The organism is Pseudoalteromonas sp. P1-9, assembly GCF_001399975.1.
Classification (GTDB): Bacteria; Pseudomonadota; Gammaproteobacteria; order Enterobacterales; family Alteromonadaceae; genus Pseudoalteromonas.
Genome location: NZ_LKBD01000103.1, coordinates 1 through 1,179 on the forward strand (window position 1 = coordinate 1; position 1,179 = coordinate 1,179).

The window sequence follows — 1,179 nt, forward strand, 5'->3', positions numbered from 1 at the left end:
GAAATACGACTCCGCAATTTTTTCATTTTCTATTGCAAACAACGCAAAGAAACTGCCAAACTTGCTGCACGTATTATTGAAGCGTTATATTGCATAGAATGAACAGACTCCAAGCACTAAATGAAATCATCAATTTTGGCTCGAATTTAGAGCTTGCTGCAATTAGGATCCATGAGTTTCCTTTTGATACAGATGAAGAACTAATAACAATCAATCGGCACCATGTAGAAAAAGTCCTGAAAATGTTTATCAGTGGCGAAATATCTGATGAACAAGTAGAACAGTGGGCAAATTTCATTGAAGGTCGCGAGGATTTAAATTACGACGTATTCGGAAACCTAATATATATCCTTGCAAACCCTGTCTTAGAAGGTAAGTTAAGTATCAGTAAAGCAAGGAAGTTTTTAGATGCAATATAACAAACCACTCAAGGCACTCGCGGTGCTCGCTGGGACGCTAACACATGGGCTGCGTCACTTCGTTCCTAATTTTAGCCCATGTGTTATCGCCCCTTAGTGGGAAGTTAGTTGCCTTTACAAGGAGCAGTAAAAATGTCTGAGAGTGGATTTGACCATACTAAGTCATCAACCGTGGATGTTGTAAAACATAGTTATGGGGAATTCATTCAGGTATGGGATGCCCCATTTAAAACACCTGGTAGAAAGATTATCCTCACGTATGTTCGTAAAGGTACTGAAATTTCAAATATATCCAAATTTGAATATCCTGAAAGTGGTGAATTCTCTCGCGTCGTAATCAGAGAGAACCAAGTTGAAAAACAGTATAGAGAACACAAACGTAAGTATCGGGTAGAAACTCTACTCCCAAATGGAAATGTTTTAGTTAGTGATGAATTAAAGGGACTTTTCATAGACTCAATTTTTTCGGAACACTTTGATTTCGAAAAGTTATCTCCTACAGGAAAAAAGCTAGGCGATAAAGCTGTGATGAAAAAGCAAACACAAAATCAAAGATATTTCGTTTCAACATACCAAAAAATTGATGATAAAGAGCCTAAGCTTGTTAAAGTAGAAGAGTACTTGGGGAAAAACAAAGTGCAAACAAAACTTATTCATAGCCCAATCGGCAACTAACAAGAGACTATGGCGTCAATAGTTAAATTTAGACTTTTGGCGCTTCCCAAATCACTCCGTCTCTTAGCATAGAATTTAAGATCAC

At 37.4% G+C, this 1,179-nt stretch carries 2 protein-coding genes; both read left to right on the forward strand.

Annotated elements, in window-relative coordinates:
• Positions 1–98: 98 nt before the first annotated feature.
• Positions 99–419 carry a hypothetical protein gene (locus AN214_RS21700; RefSeq protein WP_054981610.1) on the forward strand — a complete coding sequence of 107 codons (321 nt, stop codon included), beginning with the start codon at positions 99–101 and terminating at the stop codon, positions 417–419.
• A 132-nt stretch (positions 420–551) separates the two neighbouring features.
• Positions 552–1,094 carry a hypothetical protein gene (locus tag AN214_RS21705; RefSeq protein WP_054981611.1) on the forward strand — a complete coding sequence of 181 codons (543 nt, stop codon included), beginning with the start codon at positions 552–554 and terminating at the stop codon, positions 1,092–1,094.
• Positions 1,095–1,179: the final 85 nt, after the last annotated feature.

What these genes read in the sequence shown, in the direction of transcription:
- AN214_RS21700 (WP_054981610.1), top strand. Translation starts at nt 99, where the DNA reads ATGAACAGACTCCAAGCACTAAATGAAATCATCAATTTTGGCTCGAAT.
- AN214_RS21705 (WP_054981611.1), top strand. Translation starts at nt 552, where the DNA reads ATGTCTGAGAGTGGATTTGACCATACTAAGTCATCAACCGTGGATGTT.